The sequence below is a fragment of the Nonomuraea sp. NPDC003707 genome, assembly GCF_053587055.1.
This window is the reverse complement of record NZ_JBSFNK010000050.1, coordinates 52,877-74,691: the sequence shown is the minus strand read 5'-3', so window position 1 is coordinate 74,691 and position 21,815 is coordinate 52,877. Positions and strand designations below refer to the sequence as shown.

Annotated in this window: 22 protein-coding genes; 11 read left to right on the top strand and 11 right to left on the bottom strand. The window is 69.8% G+C overall.

All coding sequences use genetic code 11. From position 1 onward, the window contains the following. Positions 1 to 106: 106 nt before the first annotated feature. Positions 107 to 826, bottom strand: a complete 720-nt coding sequence (locus tag ACWDRB_RS60300) for a hypothetical protein (protein ID WP_363976865.1) — start codon at positions 824 to 826, stop codon at positions 107 to 109. A 68-nt stretch (positions 827 to 894) separates the two neighbouring features. Between ACWDRB_RS60300 and ACWDRB_RS60295 the strand changes: the two genes are divergently transcribed. The 4 genes from ACWDRB_RS60295 (at position 895) to ACWDRB_RS60280 (ending at position 3,708) form a co-directional block, all read left to right on the top strand. Then, positions 895 to 1,683, top strand: a complete 789-nt coding sequence (locus tag ACWDRB_RS60295; RefSeq protein WP_350739664.1) for an ABC transporter ATP-binding protein — start codon at positions 895 to 897, stop codon at positions 1,681 to 1,683. Between the two features lie 87 nt (positions 1,684 to 1,770). After that, positions 1,771 to 2,691, top strand: a complete 921-nt coding sequence (locus ACWDRB_RS60290; RefSeq protein ID WP_449910672.1) for an SPFH domain-containing protein — start codon at positions 1,771 to 1,773, stop codon at positions 2,689 to 2,691. A 9-nt stretch (positions 2,692 to 2,700) separates the two neighbouring features. Continuing rightward, complete coding sequence (locus tag ACWDRB_RS60285) at positions 2,701 to 3,456, top strand: sulfite exporter TauE/SafE family protein (protein WP_350739670.1); 756 nt, start codon at positions 2,701 to 2,703, stop codon at positions 3,454 to 3,456. A gap of 30 nt (positions 3,457 to 3,486) precedes the next feature. Continuing rightward, positions 3,487 to 3,708, top strand: a complete 222-nt coding sequence (locus ACWDRB_RS60280) for a hypothetical protein (RefSeq protein ID WP_350739673.1) — start codon at positions 3,487 to 3,489, stop codon at positions 3,706 to 3,708. On the opposite strand, the gene ACWDRB_RS60275 is transcribed toward ACWDRB_RS60280, so the two are convergent. The 6 genes from ACWDRB_RS60275 to ACWDRB_RS60250 all read right to left on the bottom strand — a co-directional run bounded on the left by ACWDRB_RS60275 (position 3,701) and on the right by ACWDRB_RS60250 (position 9,231). Beyond that, on the bottom strand, positions 3,701 to 4,525 hold the full coding sequence (locus ACWDRB_RS60275) for an NAD(P)H-binding protein (RefSeq protein WP_449910669.1): 825 nt from the start codon (positions 4,523 to 4,525) through the stop codon (positions 3,701 to 3,703). The two genes, ACWDRB_RS60280 and ACWDRB_RS60275, sit on opposite strands and share 8 nt — an antisense overlap. Before the next feature lie 29 nt (positions 4,526 to 4,554). Next, complete coding sequence (locus ACWDRB_RS60270; protein WP_350739679.1) at positions 4,555 to 5,433, bottom strand: Rieske 2Fe-2S domain-containing protein; 879 nt, start codon at positions 5,431 to 5,433, stop codon at positions 4,555 to 4,557. 63 nt (positions 5,434 to 5,496) lie between these two features. Beyond that, a complete protein-coding gene (locus ACWDRB_RS60265; protein WP_350739682.1) occupies positions 5,497 to 6,108 on the bottom strand; it encodes an HD domain-containing protein in 612 nt (203 codons plus the stop codon). Between the two features lies 1 nt (position 6,109). Continuing rightward, entirely contained in the window at positions 6,110 to 8,290 is a 2,181-nt protein-coding gene (locus ACWDRB_RS60260) for a molybdopterin-dependent oxidoreductase (protein ID WP_449910666.1), read from the bottom strand. Positions 8,291 to 8,414: 124 nt separating this feature from the next. Then, a complete protein-coding gene (locus ACWDRB_RS60255; RefSeq protein ID WP_449910664.1) occupies positions 8,415 to 9,071 on the bottom strand; it encodes a hypothetical protein in 657 nt (218 codons plus the stop codon). A 1-nt stretch (position 9,072) separates the two neighbouring features. Next, positions 9,073 to 9,231, bottom strand: a complete 159-nt coding sequence (locus tag ACWDRB_RS60250; RefSeq protein ID WP_364253693.1) for a hypothetical protein — start codon at positions 9,229 to 9,231, stop codon at positions 9,073 to 9,075. A 708-nt stretch (positions 9,232 to 9,939) separates the two neighbouring features. Between ACWDRB_RS60250 and ACWDRB_RS60245 the strand changes: the two genes are divergently transcribed. Both ACWDRB_RS60245 and ACWDRB_RS60240 read left to right on the top strand, forming a co-directional pair. Then, on the top strand, positions 9,940 to 10,803 hold the full coding sequence (locus ACWDRB_RS60245) for a helix-turn-helix domain-containing protein (protein ID WP_350739694.1): 864 nt from the start codon (positions 9,940 to 9,942) through the stop codon (positions 10,801 to 10,803). A 53-nt stretch (positions 10,804 to 10,856) separates the two neighbouring features. Beyond that, positions 10,857 to 11,081: a DUF397 domain-containing protein gene (locus tag ACWDRB_RS60240; protein WP_350739697.1), complete on the top strand. Its 225-nt coding sequence runs from the start codon at positions 10,857 to 10,859 to the stop codon at positions 11,079 to 11,081. A gap of 175 nt (positions 11,082 to 11,256) precedes the next feature. Here the strand turns inward: ACWDRB_RS60240 and ACWDRB_RS60235 are convergent, their stop codons facing one another. Continuing rightward, on the bottom strand, positions 11,257 to 12,669 hold the full coding sequence (locus tag ACWDRB_RS60235) for an MFS transporter (RefSeq protein WP_449910661.1): 1,413 nt from the start codon (positions 12,667 to 12,669) through the stop codon (positions 11,257 to 11,259). A gap of 103 nt (positions 12,670 to 12,772) precedes the next feature. On the opposite strand from ACWDRB_RS60235, the gene ACWDRB_RS60230 reads away from it, so the two are divergent. From ACWDRB_RS60230 to ACWDRB_RS60215, 4 genes are all read left to right on the top strand, one after another. Next, positions 12,773 to 13,609 (top strand): helix-turn-helix transcriptional regulator, encoded by an 837-nt coding sequence (locus tag ACWDRB_RS60230; RefSeq protein ID WP_449910659.1) that lies wholly within the window; start codon positions 12,773 to 12,775, stop codon positions 13,607 to 13,609. Positions 13,610 to 13,669: 60 nt separating this feature from the next. Further along, positions 13,670 to 14,743 carry a CapA family protein gene (locus tag ACWDRB_RS60225; protein WP_449910657.1) on the top strand — a complete coding sequence of 358 codons (1,074 nt, stop codon included), beginning with the start codon at positions 13,670 to 13,672 and terminating at the stop codon, positions 14,741 to 14,743. 42 nt (positions 14,744 to 14,785) lie between these two features. Continuing rightward, positions 14,786 to 16,462: an SDR family oxidoreductase gene (locus ACWDRB_RS60220; RefSeq protein WP_449910655.1), complete on the top strand. Its 1,677-nt coding sequence runs from the start codon at positions 14,786 to 14,788 to the stop codon at positions 16,460 to 16,462. Between the two features lie 122 nt (positions 16,463 to 16,584). Then, positions 16,585 to 17,148: a TetR/AcrR family transcriptional regulator gene (locus tag ACWDRB_RS60215; protein WP_350739856.1), complete on the top strand. Its 564-nt coding sequence runs from the start codon at positions 16,585 to 16,587 to the stop codon at positions 17,146 to 17,148. Here ACWDRB_RS60215 and ACWDRB_RS60210 read toward each other — a convergent pair. Then, positions 17,145 to 17,468 carry a hypothetical protein gene (locus ACWDRB_RS60210; protein ID WP_355210190.1) on the bottom strand — a complete coding sequence of 108 codons (324 nt, stop codon included), beginning with the start codon at positions 17,466 to 17,468 and terminating at the stop codon, positions 17,145 to 17,147. The genes ACWDRB_RS60215 and ACWDRB_RS60210 overlap by 4 nt on opposite strands. Positions 17,469 to 17,634: 166 nt before the next feature. Here ACWDRB_RS60210 and ACWDRB_RS60205 point away from each other — a divergent pair, with 166 nt between their 5' ends. Next, positions 17,635 to 18,165 carry a tetratricopeptide repeat protein gene (locus ACWDRB_RS60205; protein WP_350739714.1) on the top strand — a complete coding sequence of 177 codons (531 nt, stop codon included), beginning with the start codon at positions 17,635 to 17,637 and terminating at the stop codon, positions 18,163 to 18,165. Positions 18,166 to 18,291: 126 nt separating this feature from the next. Here ACWDRB_RS60205 and ACWDRB_RS60200 read toward each other — a convergent pair whose 3' ends face one another. Next, positions 18,292 to 18,999, bottom strand: a complete 708-nt coding sequence (locus ACWDRB_RS60200; RefSeq protein WP_449910653.1) for a hypothetical protein — start codon at positions 18,997 to 18,999, stop codon at positions 18,292 to 18,294. A gap of 234 nt (positions 19,000 to 19,233) precedes the next feature. Next, entirely contained in the window at positions 19,234 to 21,804 is a 2,571-nt protein-coding gene (gene clpB / locus ACWDRB_RS60195) for an ATP-dependent chaperone ClpB (RefSeq protein WP_449910651.1), read from the bottom strand. Positions 21,805 to 21,815: the final 11 nt, after the last annotated feature.

Here is a 21,815-nt window from a genome sequence, read left to right as displayed (position 1 = left end):
GGCACGATCCACGGTGGCTGCTCGCCCTTCCTCACGGCGGTGATCAACCTGAAGGTGATCACCCTTTATTCCTAGATCATTTTGTTAGGACCTCTTAGCGGGCCGGCTACGTGCTCCTGATCGGTTCGAAGATCGCGTGATGGGCGGCCACGAGCGCACGGCGTACCGCCCGGTCCAGGTCGCGCAGGGCAGTGGCGCGGGCGGCGACCTGCCCCGACGTGAGCCCGCGCTCGTCGGCCAGCCGCACCACGGCGGCCAGCCGCGTGGCGAGGGTGGAGACGCGGTGGGCCCGCGCGGGGTAGCCGGGCGCCAGCTCGCCGCCCCGGTGCCCGACGGATGAGGGGCGGGACTGCAGGGGGCCTTCGACGGCGGACAGGGTGTCGGTGGCCGAGCGCATGGCCTCCGACAGCTCGCGTTCGGCCTCCGACAGCGACGGCAGATCATGGCGTACGGGCCCGGAGTCGTGGATCTCCAGGCGTACCCCGACATACGACGACCCGCGCAGGTCGGGTACCGGTACCAGGCCGAGGTTGCGGCCGTCGAGCACCGCGATGGCGGCCTCGCCGGCGTCCACCGCGGCCGAGTTGAACGGCGCGGGCCCCGACAGCCCCAGCGGATCGCCGGGCGCGGGCAGCGCGAGGCGGAACTCGCGCAGGCCGTCGGAGCGCAGGTTTGCGAGGTATTTACGCAACGGGACGTCGTCGGCCACGGTGGGACCGCCGGCGGCTTCCACGTGGTCAGCCGCCTCGTCGAGACCGACGTGACCGGCGAGCCACGCGTTGCCCCAGGCGACCAGGGAGGGACAGACAGGCGATTCAGGGCGCACCGATCCACGATATGCGCTCGCCCTGCAATAGGTTTGTCCCGAGCGTGACTCCTAAGGAGGTATCGGGGATGGGTGGTCAGGTGCTGCGGCTCCAGGACGTCGCCGTCAGGCGGGACGGAGCGGCCCTGCTGCGCGGCATCGACTGGACGGTCAACGCCGACGAGCGTTGGGTCGTCGTCGGCCCCAACGGCGCGGGCAAGACCACGTTGCTGCAGGTCGCGGCCACGTTGCTCTACCCGAGCGAGGGCCTGGTCGAGGTGCTCGGGGAGCGGCTGGGACAGGCGGACGTCTTCGATCTGCGCCCGCGGATCGGGCTGGCGAGCTCCGCGCTGGCCGAGCGCATCCCGCCGGAGGAGAAGGTCATCGACCTCGTGCTGACCGCCTCGTACGGGATCATGGGCCGCTGGACGGAGGAGTACGACTCCAACGACGTGACCAGGGCGGTCGAGCTGATCGACATGATGGGCGCGGCCCATCTGATCAGGCGGCGGTTCGGCACGCTGTCGGAGGGGGAGCGCAAGCGGGTGCAGATCGCGCGCGCCCTCATGCCCGACCCCGAGATGCTGCTGCTCGACGAGCCCGCGGCCGGGCTCGACCTGGGCGGGCGCGAAGACCTGGTGCGCCGGCTGTCGGTGCTGGCGGGCGACTACCGTTCGCCGACGCTCATGCTGGTGACGCACCACGTGGAAGAGGTGCCGATCGGGTTCACGCACGGGCTGCTGCTGAGGCACGGCTCGGTGGTGGCGCAGGGGCCGCTGGAGCACGTGATGACGCCCGAAAACCTGTCGCAGACGTTCGGGGTGCCGCTCTCGCTGGAGCGCAGCGCCGAGGGCCGCTGGTACGCGCGCGCCCACTAATCCCCCTATTTATCCACATAAAAGCCGCCGAAAGCTGAAAGGAAATAGGATCAACGGAGTCGGTCCCCTCGACTTCGGAGCGTCGCCATGTCCGTCGAGCAACTCATCGTCGCCCTTGTCGTGGTCGCGGCGGTGGGCTTCGGGGTGGCCCGAACGGTCCGCATCATCCCCCAGGCCACGGCCGCCATCATCGAACGCCTCGGGCGCTACCACCGGACGCTGACCCCGGGGCTCAACCTCGTGGTGCCGTTCATCGACCGCATCAAGGACATGATCGACCTGCGGGAGCAGGTGGTCTCCTTCCCGCCGCAGCCGGTGATCACCTCCGACAACCTGGTCGTGTCCATCGACACCGTCATCTACTTCCAGGTCACCAATCCGAAGGCGGCCACGTACGAGATCGCGAACTTCCTGATCGGCGTCGAGCAGCTCACGGTCACGACGCTGCGCAACGTGGTCGGCGGCATGGACCTGGAACGCACGCTGACCTCGCGCGAGGACATCAACACCGCGCTGCGCGGCGTGCTCGACGAGGCGACGGGCAAGTGGGGCATCCGGGTCAACAGGGTCGAGCTCAAGGCCATCGACCCGCCCTCCTCCATCCAGGACTCGATGGAGAAGCAGATGCGCGCCGACCGTGACAAGCGCGCCGCCGTGCTGACCGCCGAGGGCCAGCGTCAGGCGGCGATCCTCCAGGCGGAGGGCGAGAAGCAGGCGGCCGTGCTGCGGGCGCGCGGCGAGGCGGAGGCGGCCGTGCTGCGCGCGCAGGCGGACGCCGAGGCCCAGGCCATGCGGGCCAAGGGCCAGGCGGACGCGATCGGCATGGTGTTCAAGGCCATCCACGAGGGGCAGCCCGACCAGCACCTGCTCGCCTACCAGTACCTGCAGACCCTGCCTGAGATCGCCAAGGGCGACGCCAATAAGATCTGGATCGTCCCATCAGAAATGGGCAAAGTTCTGGAGAATCTGGGCGGCCTCTTCACACCCCCTAAGAGCCCGGACACGTAAGGAGGGCTTGTGACGGGGTGGGAACTGGCCGCGGTCTGCGTGGCCGGGATGGTGGCCGGTGCGATCAACGCGGTCGTCGGGTCCGGCTCCCTGATCACGTTCCCCACGCTGCTGGCGATCGGCGTCGATCCCGTCACCGCCAACGTCTCCAACACCATCGGGCTCGTGCCGGGCTCGTTCACCGCCGCGTACGGCTACCGCCCCGAGCTCCGGGGCCAGCGCGAACGTCTCCTGCGCCTGGGCCTGGCCTCGGCCCTCGGAGCGCTGGCCGGCGGGATCCTGCTGCTGTTCCTGGATCCGTCGGTGTTCCAGGTCGTCGTCATCGCGCTGATCGCGCTGGCCTGCGTGCTGGTCCTGGTGCAGCCCAGGCTCAACCGGTGGCTGGCCGACCGGCGCCGGCACGCGCACCCGCACGGAGGGCTGGAGCTGTGGTTCGGCGTGCTGGCCGCCGGGATCTACGGCGGGTACTTCGGCGCCGCCCAGGGTGTGTTGCTGATCGGGCTGCTCGGCAGCTTCCTCGACGACGACCTCCAGCGGGTGAACGCGGCCAAGAACGTCCTCGCATTGATCGTCAACGCCGTGGCCGCCGCGCTGTTCATCGTGGTCGCGCACGTGAACTGGCTCGCCGTGGCGGGGGTGGCCATGGGCGCGGTGGCGGGCGGCTTCCTGGGCGCCAGGGTGGGGCGGCGCATCCCGGCGCCCGTGCTCCGGGGGATCATCGTCTGCGTCGGTATTGCGGCGATTTTCGTACTGGTGTACGGATAGAGTGCCGCGTTTGCGGGTATGAATCCGTACATGAAGGGCGACTGGGTAGAGATCGTCATTGATGCCGGAGGCACACCCCGTACGTACGAGATCAGGGCCACTCGCGCCGGGCGGCGGGTCGACGTGACCACGAGGCGGGGCCTCGTCGAGGTGAGCGAGGTCACCCGCACCGGCACGCCGGTGCGCACGGCCAGGTTCATGTCCAGCCGCATCCTGGCCCTCGTGGAGCACCCCGTGGACGAGGTCAGCTGAAGTCCGCCACGTGGTCCTCCGCCCACTGGCCGAACGTCAGAGCGGGCCTGCCGAGCAGCCGCTCCACGGTGTCGGTGGCCTGCTCGGGAGCCGTCACGAAGCTGCCCCACGCCTTCAGCGCGCTCTCGACGAAGGCCGCGTTCCCCCAGGCGGCCATGAGCTGCTCGCGGGCCTCCTCCGGCGGCTGCTCCTCCCAGCGCACCTCGCGCCCGGTCGCCGCGCCGATCACGCGCACCTGCTCGGCCTGGGTGAGCCGCTCGGGGCCGGTCAGCACGTACGTGGCGCCGTTGTGGCCCGCCGAGGTGAGCACGTGCGTGGCGACGGCCGCGATGTCCCGCTCGTGGATCAGGGGCCTCGAAGCCTGCCCGTACGGCCAGCGCACCACACCCTGCCTGATCTGCCCGGCCCAGCCCAGCGTGTTGGCCGCGAAGCCGCCGGGCCGCAGGAACGTCCACCCGAGCCCCGACTGCCGGATCAGCCGCTCGACCTCGTGGTAGTGCGTCGCCGGCTCGTCCGCCACGTTGGCCGACAGGTAGACCACGCGCCGCGCCTGCCCGGCGATGGTCGTGACCACCTCGGCGGCGCCGTCCGCGGTGAAATGGGGCCACAGCAGGAACACGCTCTCCACGCCTTTCAGCGCGGGCTCCAGCGTCCCGGGCGCGGACAGGTCGCCGCGCACCACCTCCACGTGCTCGGGCAGCCTCGCCCGCGCGGGGTCCCTGACGAGGGCCCGCACCTCCAGCCCCGCTCCCGCGAGCTGGGACACCACATGCCTGCCGACATTGCCGGTCGCGCCGGTCACCAGAATCGTGTTCATGGGGCCGACGGTAAAACCTCAAGCGAACTTCAGGTCAACCCCGGCCGCACCTGGAGCGTGCCGTCACGCCGGATCCGCGTCTCGAACATGGGCGCGGGGGCGGTCGCAGGACCGTGCCGCACCGAGCCGTCGGCCAGCCTGAACGTGCTGCCGTGCCACGGACAGACCACGCACGCCTCCCCGTTCTCCATGACCAGCCTGCCCTGGTGCAGCGGGCCGGCCAGGTGCGGGCAGCGGTCGGCGAGGACGGTGACGGCCTCGCCCTGGCGCAGCACGAAGAGCTGGATGTAGCCGAGCCGCCGCGCGACGGGCCGGCCCTCCGGCAGGTCCTTGAGCAGGCACAGGTCGTGCCAGCCCAGCGGCACCAGGTGGGAAACCTGCGGGGCGTGGTTGGCCCCGGCCGCCTGCCGGTAGGCCATGTGGCCGCCGAGATAGCCGCCGAGCCCGGCCAGGCCGAGCCCGGCCAGGGTCAGGGTGCGGCCCAGCTGCTCGCGCCCGCGTACCCGGGCCAGCAGGGAGCCGGAGAACAGGCCCAGCGCGGCCACGTTCGACAGCATGTGGACGAAGCCCACGCGCTGCTGCTCGCGGTGGAGAGAGGACCAGTCGGTCAGCCCGGCCGCCGCCGTGGGCAGCGCGTTGGCGATGCCCGTGGCCAGCAGCACACGCGAGGCCCGCGGATCGCCGTCGGTCAGGTCCAGCACCGCCGCGGACAGCCAGCAGCCCAGGCTGACCGTGGCCAGCGGCGGGTGCAGCGGTTTGCCCGTGGGGACGCCGTGCAGCAGGTCACGTAGCCGGCCGGGACGGATGCGCTGGCGTACGGTCTTGGCCAGCACTCTGATCGGCGTGTCCAGGGTCTTGGACTTCTCCAGCCGGTCGGCGAGAGCAACCGGCCCGGCCAAACCCCGCAACGGCCCACGTTTCGCTCGCACTTCCTCTTTCACGACAAGTCCCCTACCCCGCCCATGTGGGGATCACTCGGACAGGTGTCCCCTGGCCACGGAGAGTTCGACCAGCTCCAGCGCGTACGCGCCGAGGGACGGCGAACCTTCCTCGATGATCCTTACCTTCTCCCTGACCTGCGCGGCCTTGACCTTGAACAACGGCCACGTGCCGCCCTCGGTGAGGTGGTTGGCCAGGATCGGGGAGAAACGGTCGAGCGCCTTGGCGAACCTGGCCTCCGGCGTCTTCCTGGCCTCGAACTCGTCCCACAGCTCCCGCATCCACTGCCCCTGGTCGGCGGGCAGCAGTCCGAAGATGCGGTCGGCGGCGGCGCGCTCGGCGCCGGCCTGCGCGGCCACCTCCACAGGGTCATAGATGAACGTGTCGCCGGCGTCGATCTCAACCAGGTCGTGTACGAGCAACATGGCCACCACCCGTTGGAGGTCGGTCCCGGGTGGGGCATGCTCGCCGAGGATCATCGCCAACGTGCCCACGTACCAGGAGTGCTCGGCGGTGTTCTCCCGCCGCGAGCCGTCCATCAAATGGTTGCGGCGGATGATCCGCTTCAACTTGTCGATCTCGATGGCGAAGGCGATCTGGGCGTTCAGGCGGTCCTCTTCTGGCGCGATAGTCACGCGCGACACCCTATTGTGCGATGATCACCCCGGTTGGTGAAATCGTGACCGGAACTCCGTTGAACACTGCGTTACCACTCAGTACATCGACGGTGGATTCGTCGGTGAGCGTGTTGACGCTGACCCCCGCGTGCTCGGCCGCCACGCTCTGTGAGCTGCCCGCGTGGCCCCAGCCGTGCGGCAGGCTGACCACACCCGGCATGATCGTGTCGGTGGGTTCGAGCGGCACCGTGAGCTGCCCCTTCGCGGAGCGGACCACCGCCTCGCCGTCGAGCCCGAGCCTGGTCACGTCGGCCGGGTTGATCTGCAGCGTGCAGGTGTTGCTGCCGCCGACCAGCGGGCCCACGTTGTGCAGCCAGCTGTTGTTGGAGCGCAGGTGGCGCCGCCCGATCAGAACAATTTCCGGCGGGTCCTCGTCCAGCTTGCCGCGCAGCCGTTCCACGTCCTCGACGATCTGCGGCGGCGCCAGCTCGATCAGGCCCGAGGCGGTCTTCAGCACCTCGCCGAGCCGGGGCTCCAGCGGGCCGAGGTCCAGGCCGTGCGGGTTGTCGAGCAGCTTGCGCAGCGACAGGTCGCCCTTGCCGGCCCACTCGCCGTAGGGGCCGAGCTTGAGCATGAGGTCGAGCCGGCGCTCGCCGCCCGTCTCGCCCTCCAGTTCGGCGCGCAGCCCGGCCACGTCCCGTCCCTCGACCCCGGAGCCGGGCGTCTCGGTGGCCTTGCGCAGCATCTCGCCGATCACGAACTCGTCCAGGTCCCCCTCCAGGCCCGAGGCGATCATGGCCAGCCTGGCCAGGATCTGGGCCTCGGAGGGCTGCCCGTCCAGCGGTAGCAGCGGCGGCGAGTAGCGGGCGTAGTTGCGGACCGCGAACCCGAGCAGCGCGAAGTCGTAGTGGCCCGACTGCAGCATCCGCGGTGGCGGGAGGATGACGTTCGCGTGCCTGGTGGTCTCGTTGAGGTACGGGTCCACGCTCACCATGAAGTCGAGCCGCCCGAAGGCCGCGTCGAGCCTGGCCCCGTGGGGCGCCGACAGCACGGGGTTGCCCGCCACCGTGATCAGGAACGTGACCTGCCCCTCGCCGGGTGTCTCGATCTCGTCGGCGAGCGTGGCCACCGGCAGCTCGCCGTTGCTCTCCGGCAGCCCCCTGACGCGGCTCTTCCACCGGCCCACCGTGTACGGCCTGCGCCGCGCGCCGAACTCGGTCGCGGGCTTGGGGAACATGGCGCCGCCCGGCCGGTCGAGGTTGCCGGTGAGCACGTTGAGGACGTCCACGAGCCACTGGGCCAGCGTGCCGAACTCGGCCGTGCAGGTGCCGATCCTGGCGTAGACGGCGGCCGTACGGGCTCCCGCCAGTTCCCTGGCCAGCCGCACGATCACCTCGGCGGGCACCCCGGTGCGCCCGGAGACCGCCTCCGGCGGGAAGTGCTTGGCCGCCTCGCGCACCTCGCCCAGCCCGTTGACCTGGTGTGACGGCTTGATGAGATCCTCGGCGAACAGCGTGTGGACGATGCCGAACAGCAGGTAGGCGTCCGTCCCGGGGCGGACGAAGACGTGCTCGTCGGCCAGCGCGGCGGTGCGCGTACGGCGCGGGTCGACCACCACGAGCCGGCCGCCGCGGCCGCGCAGGGCCTTCAGCCGTCCGGGGAAGTCGGGCGCGGTGCACAGCGAGCCGTTGGACTCCAGCGGGTTGGCCCCCAGCATCAGCAGGTAGTCGGTCCTGTCCAGGTCGGGGACCGGGATGGCCAGCGGGTGCCCGAACATGAGCCCGCTCGCGACGTGCTTGGGCATTTGGTCGGCGGTGCTGGCGGAGTAGACGTTGCGGGTGCCGAGCGCCTTGATCAGGGGCGCGCCGTACAGGGCGCCCGCCATGCTGTGGGCGTTCGGGTTGCCGAGGTAGATCGCGGCGGACCGGCGGTCGGCGACCCGGTCGAGGCCCGCCTTGACGGCGGCGAACGCCTCCTCCCAGCCGACCTCGCGCCACAGGTCGCCCTCCCTGATCAGCGGCTTGCTCAGCCGGTCGGGGTCCTCGTCGAGCCGGCCGAGGCTGGCCCCCTTCGGGCAGATGAACCCCTTGCTGAACGGATCGTCCTTGTCGCCGCGGACGCTGGTCACGTGCCCGCCCTCGTCGAGGGTGAGCGTCAGGCCGCAGACGGCCTCGCAGAGGGGACAGGTCCGGTGGACGGTCGACGTCATCACGACTCCTGAGTTCGCCAGCTGAACTCATCTTGGCCCGTACCGCGCACATGGGGAAGCCCCGGAGCCCCCGCGGTCTCCGGGGCTTCCCACCCGGGGAAATGTCCCGGATTCCCCCAGGTCCTCAGCCCGCCTTGGCCAGCGCGGCCGGTGCGGCCGGTGCGCGCAGATCAGGCGGCTCCTCGAGGTCGGGTCTCAGCGAGATCCAGGCCCGTCTGCCGTACAGCCGGTCGAGTCCGGGAGAGGTCGCTCCCGGGACCTCGTCGCGCCTGACGATCTCCACGATCACGAACTGCGCCCGGCGCCGGTGCCGGTAGACGTTCGCGCTCCTGGCCCAGCAGGCGGCGGCGATCTCCTCGCTGTACGCCTCGAACTCCTCGGCGGAGATGCCGGCCCTGGTCATGATCAGGGCCTTCTCGCCCGTGGTCGTCGGCGTGATCCAGAGCACCAGCGGGATCCGCCCGGCCCTGGTGTGCATCGTGGTCTCCAGGCAGACCCGGTGCAGGCGGTGTCTGGAGACCACGCACCAGAAGTGCGCGCTCACCCAGTTGCGCCCGCTCCTGGTGGCGGCCGGCACCGAGACGGCGCTCGTCAGCAGGACGAACGGCCACCACCGGCCCTCCTGGGTGGCCCCCAGCAGGGTGAGCGTCAGCAGCGCCAGCGCGGCGAGCAGCATCAGCTCGGTACGGACCCGCCACAGCCTGACCAGCGGCCCGCCGCGCCCGGCGGCGGGAAGGTCCTCGTTGGCGGGGTAGATCTGGTTGCGCGGGTTCCTCGGCACGTCAGGACACCTCCTCCGTCACGCGCTGTGGCACGCTGAGCTGGTCGAACCGTGGGTCGCGGTAGCGACGGGAGCCGAACCCGGTCCTGCTCACGGTCCATCCGACGTGGTGGGCGAACTCGTCGGGCTCCATGCAGATCTCGCGATCGGCCCAAGCCATAAGCTCTCGGATCCGGCACTTGATTCGGGCGAGTCCCTTGGTACCTTGTGAGTACATGAGAAGACCCCTTTCGCGGCATTTTCAGAGGTGGCTTCTTCGCCGGACCGACGGCTGATGACCGGTCTCGCCGCAGGGTGGCAGCCCGAATGCGGCGCGCTGGTGGTCAGCCTCGGCCCGGTTTTTTCCAGGCTCGAACGAGCGGACTCTCGCTGAGTTCTTCAGGCGATTCCGAAGTCCTTCCGGCAAGCGGCCTCCCTGGGGCGGAGTTTCGTATCCGGGGCGGCGACGTTGCCGGCGAGGCGGCCCGGGCGGGGCCGCGCGATCGAAGTCGGAGAGCCCGATGTGTACGGCCGTGTCGTCATGTCCGGCCTCCTCACCACTCGAGAACCCTCCTGGAACCGATCGTCCCCCGAGGTGAGCGATGCTGCAATACTTTAAGCAAGGGAAGATTTACATTTCTTAACCTCTTGCCGTGCAACTTGCACCAGAAGTGTCATGCACGGCGTGCAACGGGAGATGTTCCACCCCAGGCCCACCCCTGGCCGTAGTTCGTCTTGCCCCTACGCTCTACCCATGAAAGCCTTCTGACAAGGACGAGCGGCACTCCACATGCAACTTGCAGTGTAAGATTGGGCGAACGGCCCCAAAAGCCGGGCCCCAAACGATCCCCACCGGCTACACCTTCATTCCCGAACAAGGAGAGTGGCGGTGCCATCGCAGCAGGGCAGTCCGACTGTACGCAGGCTCCGGCTCGGTCAGGAGCTGCGCCTCCTCCGGGAGCGGAAGAAGCTCACCGGGGCCAGGGCGGCCAGCGAGCTCGGCTGGTCCGCGAGCAAGGTCAGCCGCATCGAGGCCGCCAAGACCATGCCCAGCGCTGACGACATCAAGGTCATGGCGCAGCTTTACCGCGTGGACGAGGAGAAACTTGACGAGCTCTTCGGCCTGTTGCGGGATGCGGAGCAGCGCGGCTGGTGGGAAGATTACGAGGACGCTCTACCTGAGGAGTACACAAGATTCCTCGGGTTAGAGGCTGAGGCGAAATTCCAGCGCAACTGGGAACCCCAGATCGTGCCTGGCACCTTGCAGACCGAGGACTATGCCAGGGAGGTCATCCTGGCGACCCGTGGCATCGCGCGCATCACGCACAGCGGTGTCAGGAGCCGGGTCGAAGCCCGCCTCGACAGGCAGCAGCGGGTGTTGCACCGGGCGGATCCCTGCGAGCTGACGGTGGTTCTCGACGAGTCGGCGCTGACGCGTCGCTTCGGCGAGCCCTCGGTCATGCGCGAGCAGATGGAGCATCTCCTGGAGGTCTCCCTGCTGCCGCACGTCAGCATTCACGTCCTGACCTTGGACTCACTTCATCCGGTTAACACCGGTGCGTTTATTCATCTTAAGTTTGCGGCATTTGATGATGTTGTGTACCTAGAGCAGCTGTATACTGCTCACTTCGTCGATGATCTCGAACGGGTGGCCGGGTACGAAGCGGCTTTCGACCATATCAAGTCGGAGGCCCTGGATGAGGACGAATCACGTGTTCTTATCCAGCGGAAGGCCATGCTGTGGAGACGTTAACGGCGAGACCTCAGGAAGGGGCAACGGAGCCCCTTTACGCATTTGGGGAGAGAATGTACATCCACACTACGGCGGCCGCCTGGCGGAAGAGCAGATTCTGCAACGGCGCATCGGCCTGCGTCGAGGTCGCCCCCCTGGCTGACGGCAACGTTGCGCTCAGGGACAGCAAGGAGCAGGACGGGCCCGTTCTCGTCTTCACTCCTGAGGAGTGGGCCGCCTTCACCGCGGGAGTGCGTGAGGGCGAGTTCGACTTGGCCACGCTCGTACCAGGTGCCTGAAAAACCGTAACCGCCGCAGCATTTTTTCTCGCGCGGCAGGACGGCTCAGGGATATTTCGCAGATTGAGGTTTCTTTCCGGGAAGTCTTTTCCCGGAGTGCATAAGGCGGCCCGCGCCCCCGGTAAAGGGGGGCGCGGGCCGCCTTGCTTTGTGGGGGGAAATTCCCGGGCCCGGATTATGCGGCCGGTACGCGGCGCCGTACGAGGAAGAGCGAGCTCAGCCCCGCGACCACGGCGAGGCCCGCCATGGCGATGGAGGAGACCAGCGAGGCGGACACCGTGCCGTGGCCCTGGCTCAGCGTGATGAACAGCGTCCCGACCGTGGAGACGCCGATGACCTGCCCGAGCTGCATCACGGTGAGCAGCGCGCCGCTCGCGTCCGCCGCGTAGGCGTCGTCCACCTGCTCGGTCGCCATGTTCGTCACCGCGACCTGCACGCCGAGCCCGGCGCCGACGAGGGCGCTCATGAGCGCGTACGGGAGGCCGCCGTCGGCGGCGAGCCCCAGCCCGAGGTAGGCGGGGGCGGCCACCACGTAGCCGAAGGGCACCAGCGGGCGCTGCAGGCGGAGCGGCAGGCGCGGCCAGAGGAGCCCGACGAGGCCGAAGGCCAGCGCGCACGGCACCAGCATCATGCCGGAGGACAGCGGCGTCAGGTGCAGCTCGCCCTGCAGGTGCAGGGCCGAGGTGAACAGGAACGCGCCCCAGGTCGCCGGGCCGAACAGCAGGATCGCCAGCCCCGGCCGCATGCCGGGCGCGCGCAGCACCCGCGCGTCCACCAGGGGACGCCCGCCGCGGGCCGTCACCCAGCGCTCGATGCGGACGAACGCGAAGAACGTCACCACGCTCAGCGCCATCGAGATCCAGCCCCACGCCGGCCACCCGAGCTCGCGGCCGAGGACCAGCGGCACGACGAGCAGGAGCACGGCCGCGGACAGGGACACCAGGCCCCACGGGTCGAGGCCCGTCCGGCCTCCGCCCTCGTCGGCGGGCAGCACCTTCATCCCGGCCACCATCAGCAGCGCGCCGATCGGCACCAGCACCAGGAACACCACTCGCCAGCCCGCGCCCAGGCCCAGCAGGATCCCGCCGAAAGCCTGGCCGATCACGATGCCACCGCTGATCACCAGCGACCACAAGCCCATCGCCCGGCCTCTGGCCGCGCCGTGGTAGTTGCGCTGGATCAACGTCAGGACCTGCGGCATCATCAGCGCCGCCCCGGCGCCCTGCAGCAGGCGGGCGGCCACCAGCCAGCCCGTCGAGGGCGCCAGGCCCGCGCCGAGCGTGGTCACCGTGAACAGCGCCAGCCCGCCCAGGAATGCGTTGCGGTAGCCGAACAGGTCGCCGACCCTGGCTCCGGTGATCAACAGGACGGCATAGACAATGGTGTATCCGGCGACGATCATCTGCAGCCCGGCGCCTGAGGAGTGCAGGTCGGACTCGATGGTCGGGGTGGCCACGTTGACGATGTTGACGTTCAGGATGGCCAGGAACTGCCCCACGAGGATGATCGCAAGGAGCAGGCCGCTGGCCCGGTTCCTCTCCTGTGGTTTGGTGTCCACAGAAGGGGAAATAGCGGCAGTTTGCGTCATGTGTAGCAGTCTGCCGGGGATCCAGTACCAGTAACGAGAGCCCATTTATACTGGTACTGGCGGTAACTGGATAGGATTTGGTGGTTCGCCCCATAGTGGAGACATGAGCGTGGCAGAGGCAAAGCGCATCGACCTGTCGGCGTTCCTGCGTACGCGTCGCGAGCGGATCACCCCCGAGATGGTCGACCTCGCGCCGGGACCGCGCAGGCGGACGCCCGGCCTGCGGCGCGAGGAGGTCGCCCAGCTCGCGGGCGTCGGCGTGACCTGGTACACGTGGCTGGAGCAGGGCCGCCCGATCAACGCCAGCGCCCAGGTGCTGGACGCGATCGCCCGTACGCTCAGGCTCGACGCCGCCGAGCGCCAGCACCTCTACCGCCTGGCGGGCCAGGCGCAGAGCCCGGCCGACACCGACTCGGGCCAGGTGACGCCCGAGATGCGGCAGATCCTCGACCGGCTCGGCGACATGCCCGCCGCCGTGACCAACAGCCGGTGCGACGCCCTGGCCTGGAACGCCGCCTACGCCGCCGTGTTCCCCGAGCTGGTCAGCGCGCCGGAGGGCGAGCGGAACTCGCTCTGGTACACCTGCCTCACCCCCGCCCCCACGACCCTGCTGCTCAACCGCGACCAGGAGCTCGCGCGGGCCGTGGCGGTGTTCAGGGGCGCCTACAGCCGCCACGTGGACGACCCCTGCTGGCAGGACTTCGTCCGCCGGCTCAGCTCGGAGAGCGCCGAGTTCGCGCGGTTGTGGGCCAGGCAGGACGTGGCCGAGCCGGGGCCGAGGGTGAAGCGGTTCAAGCACATGGAGCTGGGGGAGCTGCGCTTCAGCACGACCAGCCTCACGGCCGTGGCCGAGATCCGGCTGGTCGTCTACACGCCGATGGACGACGCGACCCGGGAGGCGATGCGCAGGTTGCTGGAGAAGGGGGAGCCTGCGCGGTAATCCGCCCTGCATGGCATGCTCAATCCCTAAACGACCGGATTCGAGCGGAAGTGGCGGCAGATGAGATTCCCCCGTGCCCTCCCGTTGTTCGCCGTCGCCGCGTCCTTGGTGGCCTGCTCATCGGCCCCCGAGAAAGAGCCGCAGAGCAAGCAGGTGGACCAGCAGGTGGCCGAGTCGCCGACGGCGAAGCCCAAGCCGAAGCGGCGGCCGTACACGATCTCCTTCGGCGGGGACGTGCACTTCGAGGGGATGCTGCGGGGACGGCTGGCCGGCCCGAGCACGGCGCTCGGGCCGATCGCGAGCGTGCTGCGCAAGTCCGACTTATCCATGGTGAACCTGGAGACGGCGATCACCACGGGCGGGACGCCGGCGCCGGGCAAGCAGTTCACCTTCCGGGCGCCGCCGACCGCCTTCACCGCGTTGAAGGCCGCCGGGGTCGACGTCGTGTCCATGGCCAACAACCACGGCATGGACTACATGGAGACCGGCCTGGCGGACACGCTGGCGGCGATCAGGACCAGCAAGTTCCCCGTGGTGGGGATCGGGAAGGACGCGGCGCAGGCGTACAGGCCGTTCCGCAAGACCGTGAACGGCAACCGGGTGGCCATCATCGGGGCCACGCAGGTGCTGGACGCGGAGTTCATCCAGTCGTGGACGGCCACCGCCGACAAGGGCGGGCTGGCCTCGGCCAAGGACGAGGCCGGCCTGTTGCGGGCGGTGCGGCAGGCGCGGAAGAACTCCGACACCGTGATCGTCCACCTGCACTGGGGCACCGAGATGCAGAAGTGCCCGAACCCGGCGCAGCTCTCGCTGGCCCCCAAACTGGTCGAGGCGGGCGCCGACGTGGTGGTCGGCGGGCACGCGCACATCCTGCTCGGATCCGGGTACCTGGACAACGCGTACGTCAACTACGGCATGGGCAACTTCGTCTTCTACAACTCCACCCCCGGCACCACGGGCCGGACCGGCGTCCTGACGCTGACCATCAACGGGCGGAAGGTGCTCAAGGACAGCTGGACCCCGGCCACCATCCAAGGGGGTGTGCCCGTCCCGATGACGGGGCCCGCCCGGACCCAGGCGGTCGCGGACTGGAAGGCGCTGCGCTCCTGCGCCGGGCTGGCCGCGCGTCCATGAACGATCTATGCTACTGGACGATTCGTCCAATAGGAGGTCGCGATGCGATGGGTCGAGTCCGGTGACGTGCGGCTGGCGGTCTTCGAGGAAGGCGACCCGGCGAACCCGACGGTGCTGCTGCTCCACGGCTACCCCGACACGCACCGCGTCTGGGACGAGGTGGCCGCGCTCCTGCGCGACCGCTACCACGTCGTCCGGTACGACGTGCGCGGGGCGGGGGAGTCCACGGCGCCACGGGACAGCCGGGACTACGGCTTCGACCACCTGATCGCCGACCTCGGCGCGGTGATCGACGCCGTAGGTGTGTCCAAGGTGCATCTCGTCGGGCATGACTGGGGGTCACTCCAGGGCTGGGAGGCCCTCGGGCGGGCCGGGATCCGGGAACGGATCGCGTCCTTCACGAGCCTGGGCGGGCCCGGGCTGCGGCAGGCTGCTCATTTCCTGCGGCACGGGAAGCGGCGGGACGTCGCGGCGCAGCGCATCAAGTCCTGGTACATCGGGGCATTTCAGGTTCCGGTGGTGCCGGAGCTGGCGTGGGGCTCGGTCATGCCGGGGATCATCTCCCGTACGCTGCGGCGCGAGGGCATCGCGCCGCGGCCCGGACATCCGGCGCCGACGCTGGCCGAGGACGGGCGCAACGGGCTCTGGATGTACCGGCGGAACATGGGCGCGGACGGCGATCCGGGCGTCGGCGACGTGCCCGTGCAGATCATCGAGGCCACGCGGGACGCCTTCGTGACCCCGGCGCTGCTGGCCTCGATCGGGCAGTGGGTGCCCAGGCTCCGGCACCGGAAGGTGGCGGCCGGGCACTGGGCGCACCGGAGCCGTCCCGAGGCGGTGGCCCGGATGATCGCCGAGTTCGCCGACGGCGCCCACGCCGTGCGGGGGTCGCGGCGGGCCTTCGACGGGCGGCTGGTGGTGGTCACCGGGGCGGGGTCCGGGATCGGGCTGGCGACGGCGCGGGCGTTCGCGGCCCACGGCGCCGAGGTGGTGTGCGCGGACATCGACGCCGACGCGGCGGCGCGGGCCGCCGACGCCATCGCCGAGGACCTCGGGGGTACGGGGCACGCCGTGCAGGTCGATGTATCGAATATCGGCCAAATGGAAGATTTTTCGCGAAATATCATCGCTCAATATGGGGTGCCGGACATTGTGGTGAACAATGCCGGGATCGCTGTCGCCGGGTCTTTTCTTGATCATACGGTGGACGACTGGCGCAGGACCGTCGACGTCAATCTGTGGGGCGTCATCCACGGATGCCGGCTCTTCGGCGCCGCCATGGTCGAACGCGGCGAAGGTGGCCACATCGTCAACGTCGCCTCTCTGGCCGCGTTCGCGCCGTCCCGGCTGCTGCCCGCGTACTCGACCTCCAAGGCGGCCGTGAAGATGCTCAGCGACTGCCTCAGGGCCGAGCTGGCCGGGCACGGGATCGGTGTGAGCGCCGTCTGCCCGGGGTTCGTCTCGACGCCGATCGCGCGCAACGCCACGTACGTGGGCGCTGACCTGCGCGAAGATGCCGTACGGGGCCTGGCGCGGCGCGGTTATCCCGCCGAGCGGGTGGCCGCCCACATTCTGCGGGCCGTACACCGGAATCAGGCCGTTGTGCCGGTCAACCTGGAGGGGAAAATCGGGTATGCCCTTTCCCGGATTTCGCCTGGAACGATGCGCGCGCTCGCGCGTCGGAGCGGAACCATAAGAAATCCAGGAATTGGCAGGTAACGATCGCCCATCCGGGAGAAGATGACTGCGTGTCCTCGCCGCAACTCGATGATGATTGCGCCCAGCCCAGAGCACTCAGGCGCCAGCCGGCCCAGCGCCGCAGCGCACGCCGCGTGGAGCGGATGCTCGACGCGTGCGCGGAGCTACTCGACGAGACCGGATACGAGGCCCTGTCCACCACTCGCATCGCCGAGCGGGCAGGGGTCGCGATCGGGTCGATCTACCAGTTCTTCCCCGACAAACGGGCCGTCACGCAGGAGCTCACCCGGCGCAACGTCGAGGAGTTCGTGCGCAGGGTCGACCGCAGGTTCCTCACGGAGGAATATCGCGGCTGGTGGGAGGCCATCGACGCGATCATCGACGAGTACGTCGACATGCACCGGACGGTCCCCGGCTTCAAGAGCCTCCACTTCGGCGACGCCGTCGACCTCAACCTGCTCGACTCCGACTCCGACAACAACACCGTGATCGCGGGGCGGTTGCGGGGGTTGCTGCTCAAGGAGTTCGGGCTGGCCGACAGCCCGGAGCTCGACCTGGCCGTGCTGGTGGCGGTCGAGGCCGGCGACGCCGTGCTCAAGCTGGCCTTCCGCCGCGACCCCAAGGGCTCACCGGAGATCATCGACGCGGCCAAACAGCTGATCCGGGGCTTCCTGTCGCGCCAGCTGCGGTCCTGGCCGGTCCGCTAGTCCGGCCTGAAGTCCGCCACTTCCTTGATCAGGCCTGCCAGCCAGGCAGGCACCCGCCTCCCGTGCTCGCCGAGGGCGATCGCGGGCACCTGCTGGAACCGCGGGGTGGCCGGCGTCCGCAGGCATGGTGGCGACATCGAGGCGGGACGGGCTTCCCTTGCCTCGCGGACATGCAGCCTTGCCTCCAGGGCATGCAAGTTGCGCTCCGCGGATTCGATGGCCTCCAATCGGGCCGACAAATAACCCGCCACACCGGGGACGAGGGCCGCCAACACGACGACACAGGCCAGTGTGAAGGTCATCTGCTTGGACACGCCCATCACAGCCCCCTTGCTCGCGTAGCAGCAAAGCGACCCGTATATGCCCTGTCACCTGGGCGGACACGCTCAGGGTCAGCACTATTGGACGCGGCGTTACCGAATTTGTGACTGACCGGCGATGCGCATTGACCGGGCAAAGCGCCGACTGGCTCGGTAGTCTCGCGGTGTGGCGTATGTGACCCGTGAGCACCTTGATCGTCTGCTTGAGCAGGCCCTATTGGCCGACGACCACAGTTCCCTGGCCAGTCGGCTGTACGACGTAGCGCTCGGCTATTCGTCGGGCGACGTCTCCAGGGCGTCCATCCTGGTCCTCGCTGCCGAAGAATGGCGGGCGGCAGGCCAGCCGGCGCGCGCTATGGAGTGTTTCCAGCGCGCGGTCGAGGACGGCGGCGAGGCGGGCTTCGACCCGCGCGCCGGCATCGCCGACACGCTCTTCGAGCTCGACCGGCCCGATGAGGCTAGGGAGGTCATCGAGACCATACGCGCGGAGGGCGGCGTCTCCACGGCGACCGCTCATACGATCGCCGAGACGCTGGTCGCCTACGGGGACCTCCAGGGAGGGCTCGAATGGGCCACCCAGGCGGTCCTGGGATGCGACGAGAACGATCCGGAGCAGGGGGCGCTCCTGCGCACCCGCTACCGCATCCGGGTCGACCTCGGGCTCCCTGAGGACGAGCTGGACGCCCTCGCCCGCTGACCACCCCACCACCCGGCCCGCCTCGGCTCCCAGGACGGCTCAGAGCCCTCTGGGCGCCTTCGGGCGGGTCGGTGGTGTGGGCCGCTTCGGGGCGGCCCGGCTGCGGGTGAATCAGGTGTGGGTGGTTCAGCGCAGCCCCAGCTCCCGCGCCAGCCCCGTGAACCCGTCCACCGCGGGCTGGCCGCCCGGCAGCATCGAGGTGTCCTCGACGCTCTGCACCGCCTTGGGCAGCAGGATGTCGACCACCTGGGACCCGACCTCCGCGACCGGCTCCTTCAGGTCCAGCGGCGACTCGACGGCGGAGCCCGCGATGCGGTTCTGGTACGGAGCGGCGTTCCCGAGCGGCATCTCGGCGGGCAGCTTGGCCACCAGCGGCGTCTGCGGCAGCACGGGGAGGGCGGGCAGCGCGGGCACCTCGGCCACGGTCGCCAGATCCTTCATCGAGGTCGAACCCGGCACCATGGGCAACAGCGCGGGCGAGGCCGAGAACAGCGAGGGCATGCCCCAGTTCGCCGCCAGCCCGCCCAGGTCGGCGATGCCGAGCGCCTCGCGCCCGGTGGCCAGCCCCGTCAGGCCGAGCTGCCTGGCCATCTCCCCGGCCGCCATGGCGAGCTTGTTGCTCTCGGTGGTGACCAGCTTGCCGCCGCGGGCGCCGGCTTCGTCCAGGCGCACCTGGGCGCGCTCCTCACAGTACGTGGCGACCGACTTGGGCGACAGCAGGGCGGGCTCCCCGCCCTTGCACATGTCGGCCGTCGAGGGGGTCGCGGCCAGCCAGGTGATGCCCGCGGTCAGAGTGGCCACCGCGATGATGCTCCGGATCTTCTGAGATGACACGTCACGTCCCTGATCGTTTTCGGTGATCCGACGAACGCTGAACGTAGTCACACATTCGGCCGCGGGCGTGCGGCTTGTCCGAAGAGTGGACCGGACCTTACCAAAGACGTGGCCGGACGACCCGGACATGACACGCCGACCAGGGCCACCACGTGCCGAAACCACGCGCGGAGAAGGACGGCACGCCGGAGCCCGGAGACCCCGCCAGGGTCCCCGGGCTCCGGGAGAACGCCGTCAGGCGCGCTGGATCAGGAGTTCGTCGTCCCCGAGGTCGACCTTGACCTTGTCGCCGTCCACGACCTCGCCCGACAGCACGGCCTTGGCCAGCTTGTCGCCGATGGCGGACTGGACCAGGCGCCGCAGCGGACGGGCGCCGTACAGCGGGTCGTAGCCCGTCATCGCCAGCCACTCGCGGGCGGCGGGCGTGACCTCCAGTGCCAGCCGGCGGTCGGCCAGGCGCCGTGCCAGCCGCTCGACCTGCAGGTCGACGATCTGCGCCAGCTCCTCCGTGCCCAGCGCGTCGAAGAGGATGACGTCGTCGAGCCGGTTGAGGAACTCCGGCTTGAACGAGCTCCGCACCGCGCCCATGACGGCCTCGCGCTTGGCGCCGTTCTCCAGCTTCGGGTCGATGAGGAACTGCGACCCGATGTTGGAGGTGAGGATCAGGATCGTGTTGCGGAAGTCGACCGTGCGGCCCTGCCCGTCGGTCAGCCGCCCGTCGTCGAGCACCTGGAGGAGGATGTCGAAGACCTCGGGATGGGCCTTCTCGACCTCGTCCAGCAGCACGACCGTGTACGGGCGCCGCCGGACGGCCTCGGTGAGCTGGCCGCCCTCCTCGTAGCCGATGTAGCCGGGAGGCGCGCCGACGAGCCTGGCCACGCTGTGCTTCTCGGAGTATTCGCTCATGTCGATCCGGGTCATCGCCCGCTCGTCGTCGAACAGGAACTCCGCCAGCGCCTTGGCCAGCTCGGTCTTGCCCACCCCCGTGGGCCCGAGGAACAGGAACGAGCCCGTCGGCCGGTCGATGTCGGCGATGCCCGCCCGGCTGCGGCGTACGGCGTCGGAGACGGCCTGTACGGCCTTCTGCTGCCCGATCAGCCGCCTGCCCAGCTCGTCCTCCATGCGCAGCAGCTTGGCCGTCTCGGCCTCCAGGAGCCGCCCCGCGGGGATGCCGGTCCACGACGAGATCACCTCGGCGATGTCGTCGGCCCCGACCTCCTCCTTGACCATGGCGTTGTCCGGCGGTGCCGCGTCGGAGGCGGCCTTCAGCGCCTGCTCCAGCCGGGGCACCTCGGCGTACATGAGGCGGGAGGCGGCCTCGAAGTCGCCGTCGCGCTGAGCCCGCTCGGCGGCGCCGCGCGCCTCGTCGAGCTGCTTCTTCAGCTCGCCGACCTTGTTGAGCCCGGCCTTCTCGTGCTCCCAGCGGCCGACGAGGGCGTTGAGCTCCTCCTGGCGGTCGGCCAGCTCCTTGCGGAGGCGTTCGAGCCGCTGGACGGAGGCCTCGTCGGTCTCCTTGGACAGGGCCAGCTCCTCCATCTTCATCCGGTCGACGTTGCGCTGGAGCTGGTCGATCTCCACGGGACGGGAGTCGATCTCCATGCGCAGCCGCGAGGCGGCCTCGTCGACCAGGTCGATGGCCTTGTCGGGGAGGAAGCGGTTGGTGATGTAGCGGTCGGACAGCGCGGCCGCGGCCACCAGCGCGCTGTCGGCGATCTGCACCTGGTGATGGGCCTCGTAGCGGCTCTTCAGCCCGCGCAGGATCGCGATCGTGTCCTCGACCGAGGGCTCGCCCACGTAGACCTGCTGGAAGCGGCGCTCCAGCGCCGGGTCCTTCTCGATGCGCTCGCGGTATTCGTCGAGCGTCGTCGCGCCGATCATGCGCAGCTCGCCGCGGGCCAGCATCGGCTTGAGCATGTTGCCCGCGTCCATCGCGCCCTCGGCGGCCCCGGCGCCCACGACGGTGTGCAGCTCGTCGATGAACGTCACGATCTGCCCGTCGCTCTCCTTGATCTCGGAGAGCACGGCCTTGAGTCGCTCCTCGAACTCGCCGCGGTATTTCGCGCCGGCGACCATCGCGCCCAGGTCGAGCGAGATCAGCCGCTTGTTGCGCAGGGACTCGGGCACGTCGCCGGCCACGATGCGCTGGGCCAGGCCCTCGACGACCGCGGTCTTGCCGACGCCGGGCTCGCCGATGAGCACCGGGTTGTTCTTGGTGCGCCGGCTGAGCACCTGGACGACGCGGCGGATCTCGGAGTCGCGGCCGATGACGGGGTCGAGCTTGCCGGCGCGGGCGCGCTCGGTCAGGTCGACGCCGTACTTCTCCAGCGCCTGGTAGGTGTCCTCAGGGGTCTCGCTGGTGACGCGGGCGTGCCCGCGTACCTTCTCGAACGCGTCGAGCAGCGCCTGCGGCGTCGCGCCCTGCGACTTGAGCAGCTCGGCCATCTGGCCGCCGTCGGCGGCCAGGCCGACCAGGAGGTGCTCGGTGGAGACGTAGAGGTCTTCGAGCCGGTTGGCGTGCTGGGCGGCGGTGTTGAGCACCGTGAGGAGCTGGCGGGAGCTCGACGGCGCCCCCACCGTCGCGCCCTGCGCCTTGGGCAGCGCCGCGAGCTGCTCCTCGGCCCGCGCCCGCAGCGTGCGCCAGTCGGCGCCGACGGCTTCGAGCAGGGGTGCGGCGGTGCCGCCCGTCTGGGAGAGCAGGGTGGTCAGCAGGTGGGCCGGGGAGATCTCAGGGTTGCCCTCCGCGGCGGCACGCCGCATGGCGCCCGAGAGCGCTTCCTGGCTCTTCTGGGTGAGCTTGTAGTCCATTCTTTCTATGC

Excerpts from the sequence above, each read along its gene's own strand:
- ACWDRB_RS60275 (WP_449910669.1), bottom strand. The coding sequence starts at position 4,525 with ATGAACACGATTCTGGTGACCGGCGCGACCGGCAATGTCGGCAGGCAT.
- ACWDRB_RS60225 (WP_449910657.1), top strand. The coding sequence starts at position 13,670 with ATGAGATTCCCCCGTGCCCTCCCGTTGTTCGCCGTCGCCGCGTCCTTG.
- clpB (WP_449910651.1), bottom strand. The coding sequence starts at position 21,804 with ATGGACTACAAGCTCACCCAGAAGAGCCAGGAAGCGCTCTCGGGCGCC.
- ACWDRB_RS60295 (WP_350739664.1), top strand. The coding sequence starts at position 895 with ATGGGTGGTCAGGTGCTGCGGCTCCAGGACGTCGCCGTCAGGCGGGAC.
- ACWDRB_RS60235 (WP_449910661.1), bottom strand. The coding sequence starts at position 12,669 with ATGACGCAAACTGCCGCTATTTCCCCTTCTGTGGACACCAAACCACAG.
- ACWDRB_RS60280 (WP_350739673.1), top strand. The coding sequence starts at position 3,487 with ATGAAGGGCGACTGGGTAGAGATCGTCATTGATGCCGGAGGCACACCC.
- ACWDRB_RS60215 (WP_350739856.1), top strand. The coding sequence starts at position 16,585 with ATGCTCGACGCGTGCGCGGAGCTACTCGACGAGACCGGATACGAGGCC.
- ACWDRB_RS60260 (WP_449910666.1), bottom strand. The coding sequence starts at position 8,290 with ATGACGTCGACCGTCCACCGGACCTGTCCCCTCTGCGAGGCCGTCTGC.
- ACWDRB_RS60250 (WP_364253693.1), bottom strand. The coding sequence starts at position 9,231 with ATGGCTTGGGCCGATCGCGAGATCTGCATGGAGCCCGACGAGTTCGCC.
- ACWDRB_RS60230 (WP_449910659.1), top strand. The coding sequence starts at position 12,773 with ATGAGCGTGGCAGAGGCAAAGCGCATCGACCTGTCGGCGTTCCTGCGT.
- ACWDRB_RS60290 (WP_449910672.1), top strand. The coding sequence starts at position 1,771 with ATGTCCGTCGAGCAACTCATCGTCGCCCTTGTCGTGGTCGCGGCGGTG.
- ACWDRB_RS60210 (WP_355210190.1), bottom strand. The coding sequence starts at position 17,468 with ATGGGCGTGTCCAAGCAGATGACCTTCACACTGGCCTGTGTCGTCGTG.
- ACWDRB_RS60220 (WP_449910655.1), top strand. The coding sequence starts at position 14,786 with ATGCGATGGGTCGAGTCCGGTGACGTGCGGCTGGCGGTCTTCGAGGAA.
- ACWDRB_RS60240 (WP_350739697.1), top strand. The coding sequence starts at position 10,857 with ATGTACATCCACACTACGGCGGCCGCCTGGCGGAAGAGCAGATTCTGC.